Origin of the sequence: Franconibacter sp. IITDAS19 (assembly GCF_023079515.1) — a bacterium.
In the GTDB taxonomy this organism is placed as follows: domain Bacteria; phylum Pseudomonadota; class Gammaproteobacteria; order Enterobacterales; family Enterobacteriaceae; genus Franconibacter; species Franconibacter pulveris.
Window position 1 is genome coordinate 60,402 of record NZ_JALJCP010000005.1, and the last position, 16,666, is coordinate 77,067.

The 16,666-nt window shown below is 56.7% G+C and carries 15 protein-coding genes; 3 read left to right on the forward strand and 12 right to left on the reverse strand.

What is annotated here, in order from left to right:
• Positions 1 to 80 precede the first annotated feature (80 nt).
• Entirely contained in the window at positions 81 to 890 is an 810-nt protein-coding gene (mutM, locus tag MT962_RS14720) for a bifunctional DNA-formamidopyrimidine glycosylase/DNA-(apurinic or apyrimidinic site) lyase (RefSeq protein WP_024557871.1), read from the forward strand.
• Here the strand turns inward: mutM and coaD are convergent, their stop codons facing one another.
• The 7 genes from coaD to MT962_RS14755 all read right to left on the reverse strand — a co-directional run bounded on the left by coaD (position 891) and on the right by MT962_RS14755 (position 8,681).
• Positions 891 to 1,370, reverse strand: a complete 480-nt coding sequence (gene coaD, locus MT962_RS14725; RefSeq protein WP_188724066.1) for a pantetheine-phosphate adenylyltransferase — start codon at positions 1,368 to 1,370, stop codon at positions 891 to 893.
• A complete protein-coding gene (locus tag MT962_RS14730) occupies positions 1,367 to 2,143 on the reverse strand; it encodes a glycosyltransferase family 2 protein (RefSeq protein WP_024557873.1) in 777 nt (258 codons plus the stop codon). The genes coaD and MT962_RS14730 overlap by 4 nt, the downstream gene beginning before the upstream one ends.
• Positions 2,143 to 3,417 (reverse strand): lipid IV(A) 3-deoxy-D-manno-octulosonic acid transferase, encoded by a 1,275-nt coding sequence (gene waaA, locus MT962_RS14735; RefSeq protein ID WP_024557874.1) that lies wholly within the window; start codon positions 3,415 to 3,417, stop codon positions 2,143 to 2,145. The genes MT962_RS14730 and waaA overlap by 1 nt, the downstream gene beginning before the upstream one ends.
• 182 nt (positions 3,418 to 3,599) lie before the next feature.
• Positions 3,600 to 5,234: a sulfatase-like hydrolase/transferase gene (locus MT962_RS14740; protein ID WP_247365956.1), complete on the reverse strand. Its 1,635-nt coding sequence runs from the start codon at positions 5,232 to 5,234 to the stop codon at positions 3,600 to 3,602.
• Between the two features lie 17 nt (positions 5,235 to 5,251).
• A complete protein-coding gene (locus MT962_RS14745) occupies positions 5,252 to 6,223 on the reverse strand; it encodes a hypothetical protein (RefSeq protein ID WP_024557876.1) in 972 nt (323 codons plus the stop codon).
• A complete protein-coding gene (locus MT962_RS14750) occupies positions 6,223 to 7,212 on the reverse strand; it encodes a glycosyltransferase (RefSeq protein WP_024557877.1) in 990 nt (329 codons plus the stop codon). The genes MT962_RS14745 and MT962_RS14750 overlap by 1 nt, the downstream gene beginning before the upstream one ends.
• Positions 7,213 to 7,355: 143 nt before the next feature.
• A complete protein-coding gene (locus tag MT962_RS14755; protein ID WP_051373958.1) occupies positions 7,356 to 8,681 on the reverse strand; it encodes an O-antigen ligase family protein in 1,326 nt (441 codons plus the stop codon).
• 261 nt (positions 8,682 to 8,942) lie between these two features.
• Between MT962_RS14755 and MT962_RS14760 the strand changes: the two genes are divergently transcribed.
• Positions 8,943 to 10,040, forward strand: coding sequence for a glycosyltransferase family 4 protein (locus tag MT962_RS14760; protein WP_247365958.1), 1,098 nt, complete (start codon positions 8,943 to 8,945; stop codon positions 10,038 to 10,040).
• A gap of 1 nt (position 10,041) precedes the next feature.
• Here the strand turns inward: MT962_RS14760 and MT962_RS14765 are convergent, their stop codons facing one another.
• Genes MT962_RS14765 through rfaD form a run of 5 tightly spaced genes read right to left on the reverse strand, consistent with a single transcriptional unit; the run spans position 10,042 to position 15,240 of the window.
• Positions 10,042 to 11,151 (reverse strand): glycosyltransferase family 4 protein, encoded by a 1,110-nt coding sequence (locus MT962_RS14765; protein WP_247365959.1) that lies wholly within the window; start codon positions 11,149 to 11,151, stop codon positions 10,042 to 10,044.
• Positions 11,148 to 12,251: a putative lipopolysaccharide heptosyltransferase III gene (gene rfaQ, locus MT962_RS14770; protein WP_188724069.1), complete on the reverse strand. Its 1,104-nt coding sequence runs from the start codon at positions 12,249 to 12,251 to the stop codon at positions 11,148 to 11,150. The genes MT962_RS14765 and rfaQ overlap by 4 nt, the downstream gene beginning before the upstream one ends.
• The gene (gene rfaC / locus MT962_RS14775; RefSeq protein ID WP_247365961.1) at positions 12,244 to 13,245 is read right to left on the reverse strand and encodes a lipopolysaccharide heptosyltransferase RfaC; all 1,002 of its coding nucleotides are present in this window, start codon (positions 13,243 to 13,245) and stop codon (positions 12,244 to 12,246) included. Before rfaC ends, rfaQ begins: the two co-directional genes overlap by 8 nt.
• A gap of 3 nt (positions 13,246 to 13,248) precedes the next feature.
• Positions 13,249 to 14,295 (reverse strand): ADP-heptose--LPS heptosyltransferase RfaF, encoded by a 1,047-nt coding sequence (rfaF, locus tag MT962_RS14780; RefSeq protein WP_024557883.1) that lies wholly within the window; start codon positions 14,293 to 14,295, stop codon positions 13,249 to 13,251.
• Between the two features lie 12 nt (positions 14,296 to 14,307).
• Positions 14,308 to 15,240 carry an ADP-glyceromanno-heptose 6-epimerase gene (gene rfaD / locus MT962_RS14785; RefSeq protein ID WP_024551577.1) on the reverse strand — a complete coding sequence of 311 codons (933 nt, stop codon included), beginning with the start codon at positions 15,238 to 15,240 and terminating at the stop codon, positions 14,308 to 14,310.
• Positions 15,241 to 15,468: 228 nt separating this feature from the next.
• Here rfaD and kbl point away from each other — a divergent pair, with 228 nt between their 5' ends.
• Complete coding sequence (gene kbl, locus MT962_RS14790) at positions 15,469 to 16,665, forward strand: glycine C-acetyltransferase (protein ID WP_024560057.1); 1,197 nt, start codon at positions 15,469 to 15,471, stop codon at positions 16,663 to 16,665.
• The last annotated feature ends 1 nt before the right edge of the window (position 16,666 follow it).

The window sequence follows — 16,666 nt, forward strand, 5'->3', positions numbered from 1 at the left end:
CCCGCCTCGGCGGGGTTTTTTGTTTTCCGGCTACCCTCATATTAAGGTTATCCGATAAACACAAGGTCACGAGAGAAAGCATGCCTGAATTACCCGAGGTAGAAACCAGCCGTCGCGGTATCGAACCGCATCTGGTTGGCGAAACCATTCTTCACGCCGTGGTGCGTAATGGCCGCCTGCGCTGGCCAGTCTCTGATGAAATCCATGCCTTAAGCGATAAACCGGTTTTGAGCGTACAACGGCGGGCAAAATATCTGCTGCTGGAATTGCCGGATGGCTGGATCATTATCCACCTTGGCATGTCCGGCAGCCTGCGCGTGCTGCCGGAAGAGTTGCCCGCGGAGAAGCACGATCACGTTGACCTGGTGATGAGCAACGGCAAAGTGCTGCGCTATACCGACCCACGCCGCTTTGGCGCCTGGCTCTGGACAAAAGAGCTGGAAGGCCATAACGTCCTGGCGCATCTGGGACCGGAACCGCTTAGCGAAGCGTTTAATGGCGAATATCTGCATGCGAAGTGCGTGAAAAAGAAAACCGCCATCAAGCCCTGGTTGATGGATAACAAGCTGGTAGTGGGCGTGGGTAATATCTATGCCAGCGAATCGCTCTTTGCGGCGGGGATCCACCCTGATCGCCTTGCCTCGTCGTTATCGAAAAAAGAGTGCGAGCTGCTGGCGCAGGCGATTAAGGCTGTCCTGTTACGATCGATAGAGCAGGGCGGCACGACGCTGCGCGATTTCCTGCAAAGCGACGGCAAACCGGGTTATTTTGCGCAGCAGCTACAGGTTTATGGTCGCGAAGGAGAACCCTGCCGGGTTTGCGGTACGCCGATACAGGCGGGAAAACATGCCCAGCGCAGCACCTACTGGTGCCGTCGCTGCCAGAAATAATCAGGCAAGTCTTTCGAGCAGAGCCTGATGCACATGCTGCGGAAGGAAGTGGGAAACGTCGCCCTGGTGGCGCGCCACTTCCTTTACCAGCGACGAAGAGATAAATGACCACTCTTTGGCGGGCATCAAAAAGACGCTTTCCAGCTCCGGCATCAGATGGCGGTTCATATGCGCCAGCTGCATTTCATACTCGAAATCACCCGAAGTACGCAGGCCCCGCACCAGAATAGTGGCGTTTTGCGCTCGCGCGAAGTTAGCCATCAGATCGCTGAATCCTGTTACCTGCACGTTTTCCAGATGCGAAGTCGCCTTCTGCGCCAGCGCTACGCGCTCTTCCAGCGTAAACAGCGTTTTTTTATGCGGACTGGCGGCTATCGCCAGGATCACTTCGTCAAACAGGCGGGAAGCGCGGGTAAGAATATCGATATGGCCGTTGGTAATCGGGTCAAACGTGCCGGGATAAATAGCGCGAGTGGTCATAGCGGTCTCTTTTCCGTATAGCCATGGTTTAACGCCCACAGCTCGGTGTATTTGTTAAAGGTGTACTGTGCGTTCACGACGGCAAGCAGCCAACCTTGTTTGCCATCCAGTACGCCGCCCCGCAATAACAGCGTCTTACAAAAGGCGCCCAGCGTGTGGCCGAAAATGGCCGCTGCTGAAACCTTCTTTCCTTTCTGATGGCGCTCCTGCGCCCAGGCGGCGGCGTAAGCCAGCTGCTTACGCTGAAAGCCTGCGAAATCCCGGCACGTCAGATGCTCCAGATCGCCCTGTAGCGCTACCACGCGTGCGCCGGACGCTTCCAGCGATTCATGGACCCGGTTGTCATTATAGCGGTAACGTTCACGAGCATAGAGACGGGTTACGCGATCGGGATACCAGCCGCTGTGACGCATAAAGCGTCCAAGGAATAGATTCCGGCGCGCGATGCTGTAGACTGTGTCAGGCTGCGGGTTAGCAAGCGCCTGCCGAATGGCGTGCGCCAGTTCTGGCGTCACACGCTCGTCGGTATCGATCATCAAAACGTAGTCGCCGGTGGCGTACTGTTGCGCTCGCTGGCGCTGAATGCCGTAGCCTTGCCAGTCGGCTGAGGTAAATACGCGAACGCCCGCCGCTTCGGCCAGCGCGACGGTGTTATCGTCGCTGCCGGAATCCAGCAGCACAATCTCATCCGCCCAGCTTACCGAAGCCAGACAATCCGGCAGCACGTCCGCTGCGTTTTTGGCGATCATCACCACAGAAAGACGCGCGGTCATCAGTGGCTCCGCTGCGGCAGATAGGGCTGCAGAAGCTGCAAAAGACGTTGCAACGCGCCCTGATTCTGGTGCAGAACTTCCACCGCGTGGCGGCCATACCAGAGGCGATAATCTTCGTCCGTCAGCAGCGTTGAGATCTCTTTTACCAGCGAGTCTGCACCCGTGACGGTGATAAGCCCGTCCGCTTCCTGCAGCTTCGCGCAGATGTCTTTGAAATTGAACGTATGCGGGCCCATCAGCACCGGAATAGCGTGCGCCGCCGGCTCAAGCGGGTTATGACCGCCGCGCTCAACCAGGCTGCCGCCGACAAAGGCGAGGTCTGCGATACCATATAACAGCATCAGTTCGCCCATGGTATCGCCGATAACGACCTGCGTGCTGCCGGAAGGTATTTCACCCGTACTGCGCAGCGTGAAGCTGAATCCTGCCTTTTGCACCATCTCCCGCGCGTCTTTGAAGCGCTCCGGGTGACGCGGCACCAGAATCAGCAGCAGGTCAGGGAAGGTTTCCAGCAGCCTGCGGTGGGCTTCAAGAATAATGGTTTCTTCGCCGTCGTGGGTGCTGGTGGCTATCCAGACTTTACGGCGCGGCGCCCACTGCCGACGCAGCGTTACGGCGCGGGCCGCCAGCTCCGGCGTAACGGAGATATCAAACTTCAGGCTGCCTGTGACGGCCAGTTGATTGCGTTTGAGCCCAAGCGCAATAAAACGGCTGCCATCTTCCTCGTTCTGAGCAGCGATAAGCGTGATCTTGCTTAACAGGCGACGCATAAAGCCGCCCAGTTTCTGGTAGCCACGCGCTGAACGTTCAGAAAGGCGCGCATTGGCGATGACCAGTGGAATTTTGCGCTGATGCAGCGCGGAAACCATGTTTGGCCACAGTTCCGTCTCCATGACGATAACCAGCTTCGGATTCACCGTGTTAAGAAAGCGGTTCATCGCGCCCGGCAGATCGTAAGGCAGATAGACGTGATGCACATCTTTGCCAAAAGCGGAGAGCACGCGCTCAGAGCCGGTCGGCGTCATGGTCGTGACGGTAATAGGCAGTCGGGGATAACGGTGACGCAGCGCGCGAACCAATGGGATCGCCGCAAGCGTCTCACCGACGGAAACAGAATGAAGCAGAATGCCGTCTGGCTGGACTTTGCCCTCGCAATAGCCGTAGCGTTCTCCCCAGCGCTTGCGATAAGCCGGGGCTTTGCGGCTGCGAAGCAGCAGACGTAGCCAGACAAAAGGCTGTATAAGGTAGAGTAAAGCGGTATACAACGATTCCAAGCGAATATCCGTTATTTTCTTTATCGGCGGGCAAATTCTAAGCATTTAGCGTAGCTAAAGCTATCCTTTTGGCGTCGTGGGCGCGGTTTTGCCCCGCCAGGGTGCAAAGAGAGCGGATTATGATGATTAAGCGGGCAGCACAGGTCTGCCCGCGATAAGAAAAGCGTCTGCAAAAGAGGTTATCAGCGCTTATTTTCCGGCAAAGAATCAAGATGATAGGTTATACGCTCTGACAGGCCGCGAATATCACCGCCTGTGATAAAGAAACTATCGTCTTTGAGATTAGGGTTGGTGACGTCAAAGCCCAGCATTTTGTTGATGAGCGTAGCGAGCTGGAAATGGTTTTTCGGCTGCGCCGACGCGATGTCATCAAAGCGATACGCTTTTCCGTTGCTGAAGTAGATAAACGGCACCTGAGCGATTGGCATTTCCACCACCGAGTGGCCAAACAAACCGCCGTCGCCCACGCGTTCGCCATGGTCAGACGTAATAAAAACCAGCACCGGCAGCTTCGATTTCGCCATGACCGTGCGAATAGCCGAGGCCAGCTCTTTGTCGTACAGACGGATAGCATCGTCATACTCGTTTTTCTTCTGCGCAACGCTATCGGCAACCTTTGGCGTTGAGAACTTCGCAAAACCCGCCGGAATGTTTCGCTCATAAGGAATATGCGGCGCGCGGCTGTTCAGCACCATGAAAAACGGTTTCGCGTAGTCGAGGTCCGCTTTTTCTACGGAAGGGGTCAGTACGCTGTCCGCGCCCACTTCCGGCGCAGGGCGAACCTGCGTGTCTTCCCACAAATTGATATTGTGAACGCCTATCCAGTTACTCAGGCCTTCCAGCCCCTGGGCGGAGATAAACGCGGTCTGGTAGCCCTGTTTCTGCGCATTGGCGAACAGGTTCGTGGATTTTGATTTATAGGCGTAATAGTTGTCCGGCTCACGCAGGTTGTTCACCAGCATCGGGATCGCCACGCGCGTAGAGACCGCGTTAGAAACGATAATGCGTGACGTGCCCTGATACTGTTTCATCAGCGCAGCGAGCTCCGGCGTCGTCTCACGGTCATAGCCAACGGCGCTGACGTGATGCGGGTTCAGGCTTTCGCCAATGGCCAGAATGATAGAGTATTTACCGCTCTGGTAGCCCGGTACGGGTTTCACGGTGTAGGGATCATAATGCGCGATGTTCTGGTTTTCACCGGAGATAGCCTCTGGAATAAGGCGAATAGCGCTAAAGCTCATCGCTGAAAGACCGTTACGCAGCAGCGAATGGCGCAAATCCGGGTTGAACTTATACATCTGGCCGTCAATGGCTTTATAAAACTGCCCGGCAAACATCACCACGATAGCCATCAGGCAGGGGATCGTCAGCCATTTTTTCCACGCTGGCGCAAAGCGGCGGGCAACGTCGAGCGAGAAAACCACCGCCGCCAGCATAAAGATAAAATAGATGCCAAGCGTGCCGATGCTGTCGCTTATGCCGCTGGCGATATCTTTGGTCTCGACAAATGCCAGCCACACCTCGCTTGGGCCATAAAACTGGCCATAGAAGGTGTAATAGATGGCTTCGCTGATCTGCACGATGAACGTCACGGCCAGCAACAGGCGCGTCAGGAAGAAGCGTGCGCTGGCGGCCGCCAGCAAAGCGATAATCACGTAGAGCAGCAGATCATCCGGCTTAGGATGATACACATTATCTTTCAGCAGGATGCTGATTTCAGAAAGCGAAAACAGCAGCATAAACGCAAGCGTCAGGCCCAGCGTACGCAGCAAGTTACTGCGTCCTGCTTTGGACGCAGTCAAAGTAGTAACAGACATGGAATAACCTTAAACCATTACATTTTTCGGGTAAGCGGACGGATCGCTTTGCCGAAACCAAAGCGCAGCGCGCGGACGGCAGCGGGGCGTTGGTGCAGCCCCTTTTGCCAGATAGATTCAAAAAGAGCGAACCAGCGTGCGGCAACCGCTTCACGCGAGTAAACCTGCAGCCGTTTTTCTCCCTGCTCCAGCATGCTGCGAAACAGCGTCGGGTCATTTTTCAGACGCATAATCGCGGCGAAGGCTTCGTCCGGATTTTTCGCAATTAAGTAATCGAGTTCGCTTTCACGAATAGCGCGAAAAGAGGGCTCGTCATCACAGACCATGACCGTTTTGCCTAGCCAGCCGTTAATCAATTTGCTGGCGGGTTTGCGTGCAAGCTTGTGATCGTGGGATTTGCGGAAACTCACGCAAACATCCACGTCGCGATAGTCGGTCCAGTTATTGAAAGAGATACGCAGGTCAATGCCTTCAGCCGCCAGACGCTGTTTAAACTCCTCGCTGGCATATTCCGGCGGGAAGCTATCCACGCGGCCAAAGTAGGCGACGGTACGTACGGTGTTATCGGTGCGCTCGCGCGGCTGTACACCCGGCTGTGGCCAGTAAGGCACGAAGAGTCGGTTGCCATGGCCTGCCACTTCCGGATTCTGCTCAACGACGTAGTCTGCACCAATAATCGGCGGCCGATCGGCGCGTGCGACTACCGTTACCCCTTTCCAGGGCTTAACGCGGGAGCCAAAATCGTCGTTGTGCATCAGGTTAATGGCGTCGGGACGGCACTGCGCGCCGAACGAACATTCAATCAGATCCGGATAGTAATGATTGAGGGTCAACGCCGTCTGAAAGGTCCAGCCGCCGCGCCCGCCGCAATAAAAGCGTTCTGGAATGGTGTCCGGGTTAACGCGAGCGTCAAGCAACGCCTGAAAGTCGGCATAATTCTTTGCGATAAAATCGGCGCGCGAGACAGCGTGCAGTTTAATTTTCTTCATCATGAGGCTTTATAAATCTTCTTAAGACGAAAATAACGACGACCCAGACGCCAGCGCTGCTTAAAGCCGCGCGCGTTACGCCAAATCATCTCCCAGATCCCCCGCTCAAACAGTTCGCGGGTAATTTCGCGCTTCTTATCCGGATTTTCGATATTGTTGATGCTGTGCAGAATGCCCAGGCCCTCTTTAGCGATTTGCCAGTGGCAGGCCGGGACGCGTTTTACCTGTTCCGGGTAGCGCTCATTAATGGCGTTAAGCAGCTCCAGAATCTTCATGTAGTGACGTGCGGAACGCATACGTGTGTCATCGGTGCCGGGGGTATGCGAGACCGACGCGGAGTGAATCAAATAGTCATACAGCGCTTCGTCAATATATTGCACCCGCTCGGCGGTAAGTAAGACTTCTGTCGTCCAGGGGATATCCTGGTGCCGCAAACCCGGTTCGAACGTAAAACCCTGGCGTTTGATAAAATCATGCCGATAAATATTAAGCCAGGTAACGTGCAGGAATTTGCGGGAATCCAGCGCCATCTGCAGCCAGGTTGGGCCATCAATCACCCCGGTTGAAGCCAGGCGGTCGGACGGGAATATCTTTTTGGCCGGGCGACCGTCGTCATAGATATAGGTGCCATTGCAGGTCGCTACATCAAGACGGTTCTGCGTGGCGATTTCCAGCAGCCGGTTGTACATGCCCGGGTAAATCACATCATCAATATCAGGGAAAGCAAGATATTCGCCGTTCGCCAGCGCCAGTCCACTGTTGCGCGCCACTGACACGCCCTGATTTTCCTGAGTCACTACGCGAAAACGCGCAAACTCACTGGCATAGCGGCCAATGATTTCCGCGGAACGGTCCGTCGAGCCATCATCAACGACAATCAGTTCAACGCTGTTGAGATGCTGGTTTTTAATACTTTCAAAAAACGCGCTCAGGAACTTCTCGCCGTTATATACCGCGATAACGAGACTCAGAAGAGGGGTGTCAGACATACTTTCTCCGTAAAAACCGGGCCGTGCGAAAAATGCGTCAGTTTGACTGAATGGCGGTTGGACCGCAACGCTTAAGCAGAGTTCGCGCGCCAGCTTTTCTGACTGCAAGGGAAGAAAGAAAAGCTGGCTATCCGTGAAGGGGATTAAGAGCCGTTTTGCGTATGGGAGTCGCGAGAACGAAGACAACAGATGCCGATGAGCAGACCCGTCAGCATCATATACTGCTCCAGATAATGGTCCTTCAGGTTATGGTCAACCATGGTGCGCGAGAAGAAACCGATAGTGAAGAGCAGTAAAAACAGTCCTGGCATGGTCTTGCCGTGACGGTAATGCCGCCAGCCGATATACCAGCATGCCACAAGCAGCGCCAGCCAGCCCGCAATGCCCAGCACGCCGTTCTGTAACCCGAATTCAATCAGGCCATAATGGCTATGCGGAATGGTGACTTTATCGGTCTGAAGGTCACGGCGTAAGATGAAGCGGAACGCTTCTTTACGCGGGCCAATGCCAAAGGGGTGTTCTGCCACAATCTCCCAACCCCGATGGAAGAAGCTGGCGCGACACCCATTGGAATGGTTCATTGGTTGTCCTTCCGCATTAAGCGGGATAGCGCCGCCATTAACGTTATAGCAGTAGCTGGTAAAAGGCGCGTTCCAGCCCGTTTCGGCATCGCTTCTAAGGCTTTGCCAGCGTGGGTCCGTTTTCCATGAGGCGATGCCCAGGGCGATAGCGGCAACCAGCAGCACCAGGAAAATAGAGGCTATTTTCAAAATGTTGCCGCGGCGCATTCTGTGCAGCCCCAGCAGGATAAAAGTGGAGAACAGGCTACCGACCAGGCCAATCGTGCCCCAGCGGGTATCGACCAGCGCGGTACACACCAGGTTCGCCAGCAGCATAAAGGCCAGGAAAGGCGTTTTCAGGGTCAGAAAACGCTGGTGAATCAAGGCGCGAGCCAGCAGTTCTGCAATCAGAAAGCCGGTTATCATGTTGATCTGGAAGCTCATCCGCGTGCGGTTAAAAACAATGCGGGTTTCGCCCCAGTGAATAATCCCGTCACGCCAGTAGAGCCAGGCGGTATCCAGCAGATGAACGCAGATGACTCCCCAGAAGCAGAGCACAATCGCGGTAAACAGACGATCAGCCGTAATCGAAGGAAACTGGGACTGAATAACGGGCGCCAGCACAAATCCGCAGCAAAAAAGCAGCACCGGGCGCAGCCACTGGCCGTCCCAGGAATCCAGCATCTCTTTGATGTCTGGCGCAAAAATAAAACCGTTGATAAGAATAAATAGCGTCAATAAGAGCAAAATCAACAGCGCCGGGCGAGCCTGACGCTCATTAATCATTGCGCGAATCTGAGGCGTGCGGATAAATAAGCCCAGCGCCAGCAAAATGGCGGGATAAATAAAGCCGTTGCGGTGAAAAAGCAGGAGGTCGTTAGGAATCGGCCAGACAAAACAGAGCCCCATAACGCAAAAAAGCAACAAACCCGCCAAAGACTTACGAATATTCATCATAAAATTTATAAAGCTAAAATGTACGCTTGTAATTTGCTGGAAAGAACAATCAGTAAAGCAGCTGAATGCTAAGCTGGGTCTAAGAATAAAGATGAAAACGCCCGGCAAATTACCATAATTGCCCCCTCTACAGAAGAATAAAGTTTGTAACGTCTTATAAAGCAAACGCTATAATTCCGCCTTTTCAGACGGGTTCGCGAAGGAATAAAAGCTATGCATATCGTTCATACAGAGGCAGATGGCGGAAAGGGCGGCCAGCCTCTGCGCATCATCAATGAATCGCTCGGCATGGTGGAGCGTGGCCATCAGGTGACGCTGCTGTGTCCGGAAGAGGCGCCGCTCAGTGAGCTTGCTCGCAAAGCGGGTCTCACGGTGGTTAACCTGCCGCTGAAACGTAAAAATATCAGCAACCTGCTGACCTTGCGCCGCTGGCTTAACAGCCATCAGGTGGACGTTATTAATAGCCATAATTCGGCGGATACCTGGCTTGTGGCGCTGGCGAACCTTTTCTTGCCCCGGGCTGTGCCGCTGGTGCGTACGCGCCACGCCTCCGGCAAACCGCGCAACAACCGCGGCACCCGTTGGCTGTTTGGCACCGCCTGCACACATGTCGTGACCACGGGCGAAGCGTTGCGCTATCAGTTGGTTGATATCGGCGTGCCGCTCGAGCACAGCACCTCGGTGCCAAGCGGTGTGGACACGGCGCGCTTTAAGCCTGGCGATAAAACCGAAGCGCGCCGTCACTGCGGGTTGAGCGTCGATGATTTCTGGCTGGGCGTGGTGTCTCATCTGCGGCCTAACAAAGGGCACAGCGTGTTGCTGCAGGCGCTGGCGAAAATCGATAACCCGCGTATTAAGCTTGCTATTGTCGGCGAAGGCCCGCACCGCGAAACGCTGGAGCAAGAGATAGCGGCGCTTGGGTTGCAGGAGCGCGTCGTCATGGCGGGCCATCGCAGCGACCCGGAGCAGTGGTTTCCGGCCTTTGATATTGCGCTGAGCCCTTCGCACGATATGGAAGGGGTGCCGCAGGGCGTATTGCAGTCGCTCGCGTCACGCGTGGCGACTATCGCCACCGATGCCGGCGGCACGGGCGATGCGATTAAGAATAACGAAACGGGCTTGCTGATCCCTCAGCGTAATGCGGATGCGCTAATGGCGGCGATTGTACGGCTCTATAACGACGGCGCGCTGCGTAAACAGTTTGCGCAGCAGGGATATGATTTCCTGTGCCGCCACCTTACCCGTGAATGCATGCTGGATGCGATGGAAAACGTCTTTACCAACGCCTGCCGCGCGGGACAGGCGCGATAAACTAGCTCAGCAGTTCGCGGTACAGCGCGTTTAACTCCTGCGCCATGCGGTCGAGCGTAAAAGGCTCGGCGGTATGGCGCGCCGCCTGGCGATAATTTTCGCCGCGTGCGCGGCCCGCCAGCCAAAGCGAGATAGCCTCGCGATAGCCGTCTACATCCAGCGCATCGCGCACCCAGCCGTTTTTGCCTTCTTCAATCCATTCCGCCGCGCCGCACTGGGTACTGGTCAGCAGCGGCAGCCCGCAGGCCAGCGCTTCCACGCAAACGTTCGGAAAGGGATCGTAAAGCGTGGGCAGAATGAGCGCATCGGCGCTGCCATAGACCTGCTTAACGTCGGCGACCGGGCCGAGAAATTTTACCCGCTCCGCCACGCCAAGTTTCGCCGCCAGCGCCTCAAAACGCTTCGCATGTTTGTCGCGGCCCGCAACGACCAGCCAGACGGACGGATGCGCGGCGATAGCCTTGAGCGCCACGGCGACCCCTTTACGGGTGAAACCGGAGCCAACATAAGCCAGCACGGGCGCCTGCGCCGGTATTCCCCAGGTTTCACGCTGCGAAAAACGTTGCACGTCCGGGTGAAAAGCGGCGGTGTCGACGCCGTTATAAATTACCGTAAGCTTTTCAGCGCCCAGCCCAAAGCGACGAGCGATATCGTCCCGCACCAGCCTGGAATTACAGATAACCTTGCGCAACTGCGGATGAGTAAACATCTCACGCTCCGCCTGCAAAATGTAGCGGTGGTAAGCGCTGAAGGCCTGCGCCCAGCGGCGCAGCGGCGAAAGGATACGGCTGTATTGTTCAAGCCAGGCGGCATGTACGCCGTCGCCGGCGCGAAAGAGAGTGGCGCCCGGAATGCGTTCGTGGCTTTGCACTATGTCGAATTGCGAAAAGCGCTTCGCCGCTTCGCGGGCAAATCCCTCTTCACGCGACTGGCGATTGCGAAACGGCGGATTTACGGTCAGCGTCTGCCAGCCTGCGGCATCTTCCCACTGGCGGGCTATTAACGTGACGTCCAGCTCGCCGCTTTGCGACAGCACGTTCAGCGCGCGCGAAACAAAACGCTCGGCCCCGCCGTTGGGGTTGTAGGTCTGGCGAACGATTGCAAGCTTCATGGTTTGCTTTCCAGCAGCAGGGTATCGATAGCGCTCAGCACCTGCTGCGGCGTAATGGCCATGATGCAGTCGGAAACGCCGCTGCCGCCGCAACCATCTTTGCCGCACGGCTGGCAGGTAAAGCCAGCCGTAATAACGCGATGCGGTACGCCCCAGGGCGCCCATTTAATCGCCCCGGTAGGGCCGAAAATGGCGACCGTCGGCGTACCTACGGCGCTTGCCAGGTGCATTGGCATCGAATCGACGCCGAAATAAACGCGGGCGTGCTTCATTAGCGCGCCAAGCTGCTTAAGGTTCAGTTTGCCGCTGAGATCGAACACCGGCTGGGTAATCGCAGCGCGCAGTTTATCCATATACTCCGTCTCTTCACGCGATGGCGCGGCAGAGAGAATAACCGGCAGCCCCCGGCTGGCAAGCGCGTCCACCGTGGCCGCAAGACTTTTGATATCCCAGGATTTAAACATCCAGCGCGAAGTGGGATGAACAAGAATATACGTCCCGCTGGTCAGGCCGAACGCTTTCAGGCGCTCCTGAACAAACGCTTCCGCTTCCTCACCCGGCACAAACAGCGTGCGCTTGTCGTCGCTGGTGGCAGGATGAATGCCGATACGGCGCAGCGCGTCGAGGTTGACCTCCACCATATGACGGGTGTTGTCCTGTATCGCCGGGTAAAGCGTGGTAAAGGCGTTGACCCATCGCCAGCGCGCCAGGCCGGTGCGCTTGTCGGGACGAAAGCCCACCGAAATACGCGGTTTGAGACGGCGTGCGAGCCGTGCGCCGTGCCAGTGTTCAGTAAGGTTAATCAGCACGTCATACTCGCGCGCTTTCAGCGTTTTCACCAGGCCGCGATAAAGGCTGAACTGTTTAAAATAGCCCTGCTTGCGCCAGTTGCGCCCGATGGTATGCACCTGGTCGATATAAGGGTGACTGGTGAGCATCGCCTGCGTGTCGTCATAAACCAGCGCATCCACTTCTACGTCCGGCCACGCTTTTTTCAGCACGGTGAACATCGGCGAGGTCAACAGGACATCGCCATGGTGGCGCAGCTTAATAATCAGCACCCGACGTGGCGGGCGCTCGGGGGTAAAAAATTCAGCCATGGACATCACCGGATTCAAAAGGCTTGTTGCCAAGCAATGGCGCAACGGCGGCGAAAACCGCCTCCGCGCTCAGATCGTTGAGTTGTTGAGAGTGCTCAGGCTTGCAGGTGTGCTGGTTTTGCCCGTAGCCGCCAATCAGCCCGGGGTCAGTCGGGCCGTACAGCGTGACGTTAGGCCTGTCCAGCGCGGCGGTCAGATGGCTTAACCCTGTATCAACGGAAACCACTGCGCGAGCGCCCGCCAGCACGTGAGCAATTTGCTCAAGGCTCATGCGCGGCAGCACCTCGACCAGACTTGCGCCGTCGGCCAGGCGCCTGGCCCGCGCTTCCTCATGCGGCGCGCCCCACGGCAGCTTGATGCGCAGCCCTGTCGGCGCCATCAGCGCAATCAGTTGCCGCCAGTGGCTCTCCGGCCAGTGTTTATCGTCGCGCGTGGTGGCATGTAAAAACACCACATAACGGCCTGCATCGGCAGGCAAATGATGTAAAAAATGCTGAGCGATGGCGTAATCGCCTTTGGTTTGCGGTTTCGCATACCCCAGGCTTTTGGCGAACAGCTCTCGCGTGCGCTCAACGGCGTGCTGCTGTTTTTCAACAGGATGTCGCTTGCGGTAAAAAAGGCTCGCGAGCGGCTCGCGCGCGCTGCACCAGTCCATGCCATGCTTGACGCCATGGGCCAGACGCGTCACCAGCGCGGCGCTTTTGATAAGCCCCTGGGCGTCGATAACCGCATCGTAATGCACCGCCTGCAGCGCTTCGCGAAACGCGCGACGCTCGGCTTTTACCGGCGCGGAAAACCAGTCTTTGCGCCAGCGGCGAATAGCCACCGGCAAAACACGCTCTACCGCCGCATGCCAGGCGGGAATTTGCGCAAAGCCTTCTTCCACCACCCAGTCGAAACGGATGCCGGGAATAGCGCGCATGGCGTCCGTCAGCGCAGGCAGCGTGTGCAGCACATCGCCCATCGAAGACGTTTTAACGATAAGCACCCGCATCCGTCAGGCTTCCTCGTCCAGCAGCAGCGCGTTTAGCGCTTCAAGCACGCGGGCAGGGGTAATATCGATCAGGCTCTGGTGATAACCTTCCGCTGCCTCGCCTTTGCGCACTTTGTGATAGCCAGTGATCAGGCGAATGACCTTCGCCTTGTGCGACAGCGGCGGCGTAAAATCAGGGCTGCTGGGGCCGTAAAGCGCCACTAGCGGGCGGTTCAGGGCCGCCGCGACGTGCATCAAACCCGAGTCGTTCGTCACCACCGCTTTGCAGGCGGCAATCAGCACCACGGCCTGCTCAAGCTGGGTCTCGCCCGCCAGGTTGCGGCACCAGGCCTGCTGTTCGACGCTTAACGAGGCGAGGATTTCATTACCCGCTTCGTGGTCTTTCGCGGAGCCGAACAGCACCACCTGATACCCCTCGTCAATCAACTGCTTCGCCAGTTCCGCATAGTGATAATGCGGCCAGCGCTTGGCCGGCCCGAACTCCGCGCCCGGACAAAAACCGATAATGGCGCGCTCGGCAGAAAGCGAAAACGCGGCGCAGGTTTGCGCCTTCTCGCCTTCGTTTACCTGAAGCTGCGGCCACAGCAACGGCTGCGGCAGATCTTTCGCCGACTGCATCACGCCTTTGTCATAAGCCAGCGCCACGTAGCGCTCCACCATCAGCGGCCAGGCTTGTTTATCAAGTACGCGCACATCGTTCAGCAGGCCGTAGCGCATTTCGCCACGCCAGCCGGTGCGCTGAGGGATACCGGCAAAAAAGGGCACAAGGGCGGATTTAAAGGAGTTAGGAAGCACATAAGCGCGGTCGTAACGCCGCTCGCGCAGGCTTTGACCTAGCTTGCGTCTTTCCGCCAGCGCCAGCGCGCCGTGGCCGAGCGGCATCGGGATCGCGTCGTTGACTTCCGGCATACGCGATAAAAGCGGACGGCACCACGCGGGTGCCATCACATCGATTATCGCCTGGGGATAGCGCGCCCGGAGCGTGCGGTAAAGACTTTGCGACATCATCATGTCGCCCACCCATGACGGGCCGATCACCAGTATCTTCATGCATTAACCTGCTTATGCATCGCGGTTCAGCCAGGCCATATATTCCGTTACCCCTTCGGCAACGGTTTTAAACGGCTTGTCATAGCCCGCAGCGCGCAGGTTGGTCAGGTCCGCCTGCGTGAACGCCTGGTAGCGCCCTTTCAGCTTATCCGGGAACGGGATGTACTCAATGCTGCCTTTCTTATGGAAAGCGAGCGTGGCGTCCGCCACCGCCTGGAAAGATTCCGCACGGCCGGTGCCGCAGTTAAAAATGCCGGATACGCCGTTCTGCCAGAACCAGAGGTTCACAGCGGCGACGTCGCCTACGTAGATGAAATCGCGCTTAAAGTTGTCGCTGCCTTCAAACAATTTCGGATTTTCACCGGCGTTCAGCTGGGTGTTCAGATGATACGCCACGCTCGCCATGCTGCCTTTGTGGTTTTCACGTGGTCCGTAGACGTTGAAATAGCGGAAACCTACGATTTGTGAATCCGCTTCCGGCAGGATTTTGCGCACATATTCGTCGAAAAGGAATTTGGAATAGCCGTAAACGTTGAGCGGCTGTTCAAACTCGCGGGATTCTTTGAAATCGCTGGTGCGACCGCCGTAAGTCGCGGCGGAAGAGGCGTACAGGAAAGGGATCTGACGCTCCAGGCAGTAGTGGAGAAGCTCTTTGGAGTACTGATAGTTGTTATCCATCATGTACTTGCCGTCCCACTCGGTGGTGGAGGAGCAGGCGCCTTCATGGAAAACGGCGTCGATGTCGCCGAACTCTTCGCCTGCCATGACCTGAATCAGGAAGTCTTCTTTATCCATGTAGTCTTCGATATTCAGATCCACCAGGTTCGCAAACTTGGTGCCATCTTTCAGGTTGTCGACCACCAGGATGTCGGTACGGCCGATATCATTCAGGGCCTTGATAATGTTGCTGCCGATAAAGCCGGCGCCGCCGGTAACAATGATCATAATCCTGTCCTTCAAAAGTGAGCCGGGCGCAATCTCCGGCATGAATGGTTCTAATCATACCATCACATCGGGTGCCCTTCAGCCATCCCCTGTTTTATCCGCCGCCGCGATGCGACGCCAAGCGTGATTTATGCTGCAAAACGGAGAATCCCTGAATCGTCGTCTCGTCTGTTTGGGAAGCTTTGGGTAATAATATGTGCCGAATTGGCCCCTGCCTGGAGAATCGCAATGCGAGGGAATTTTTACCAACAGTTAACTACCGAGCTGGAAAACGCCCGCTCGGAAGGGTTGTTTAAAGAAGAACGCATCATTACTTCTGCCCAACAGGCAGATATCACGGTGGCGGATGGCAGCCATGTTATTAACTTCTGCGCCAATAACTATCTTGGCCTCGCCAACCATCCGGCGCTTATCGACGCTGCGAAGCAGGGCATGGATACGCACGGTTTCGGCATGGCTTCCGTGCGCTTTATCTGCGGCACGCAGGACAGTCACAAGCAGCTGGAAAACAAACTGGCTGCGTTCCTCGGTATGGAAGACGCCATTCTTTACTCTTCCTGCTTCGACGCCAACGGCGGGCTATTTGAGACACTGCTCGGCGCGGAAGACGCCATCATTTCGGATGCGCTGAACCACGCCTCCATTATTGACGGCGTGCGCCTGTGCAAGGCGAAGCGTTACCGTTACGCCAACAACGATATGCAGGAGCTGGAGGCACGCCTGAAAGAGGCGCGCGAAGCGGGTGCTCGCCATATTCTTATCGCAACTGACGGCGTTTTTTCCATGGACGGCGTTATCGCCAACCTGAAAGGCGTGTGCGATCTGGCGGATAAATATGACGCGCTGGTGATGGTCGATGACTCCCACGCGGTGGGTTTTGTCGGCGCGAATGGCCGTGGCACGCATGAATACTGCGACGTGATGGGCCGCGTGGACATTATCACCGGGACGCTCGGCAAGGCGCTGGGCGGCGCATCCGGCGGCTATACCGCTGCGCGTAAAGAGGTGGTGGAGTGGCTGCGCCAGCGTTCTCGCCCTTATCTGTTTTCTAACTCGCTCGCTCCCGCTATCGTCGCCGCCTCCATCAAGGTGCTGGAGATGCTGGAATCCGGCGCGGAACTGCGCGAGCGCCTGTGGGCTAATGCGCGCCTGTTCCGCGAAAAAATGACCGCGGCGGGTTTCACGCTGGCGGGCGCCGACCACGCCATTATTCCGGTGATGCTCGGTGATGCGGTCGTGGCGCAAAACTTCGCCCGCGAACTGCAAAAAGAGGGCATTTACGTGACCGGTTTCTTCTATCCGGTTGTGCCGAAAGGGCAGGCGCGTATTCGCACCCAGATGTCGGCGGCGCATTCGCCGGAACAGATTGAGCGCGCGGTGGAAGCTTTCACCCGCATCGGTAAACAGCTTGGCGTGATTGCCTGAG